Raw genomic sequence first — 248 nt, 5'->3', positions numbered from 1 at the left:
AGCGGGAGGTAGGCGGCGCCGGCCTTGAGCACCGCCAGCAACGCCACCACCAGATCCGCCGACCGCTCCATCAGCACACCCACCCGCGACTCCGCACCCACCCCCTCCCCCACCAACCGCGCCGCCAACCGACCCGCACGCACCTCCACCTGCGCATACGACAACTCCACCCCGCCATCCACCACCGCCACCGCACCCGGCACCCGCCCCACCACCGAACCGAACACCCCCGGCACCGAACCCGACAC

General features: G+C 73.0%; 1 protein-coding gene. It reads right to left on the bottom strand.

The features are described from left to right. A partial coding sequence (locus tag V2S66_RS34425; protein ID WP_330801047.1) for an AMP-binding protein occupies positions 1-227 on the bottom strand: 227 nt, incomplete at its 3' end. Positions 228-248: the final 21 nt, after the last annotated feature.

Source organism: Actinacidiphila polyblastidii (assembly GCF_036353415.1).
Taxonomy (GTDB): Bacteria; Actinomycetota; Actinomycetes; order Streptomycetales; family Streptomycetaceae; genus Actinacidiphila; species Actinacidiphila polyblastidii.
Note: the sequence above shows the minus strand (reverse complement) of the source record. Positions and strands in the feature narration are given on the sequence as shown.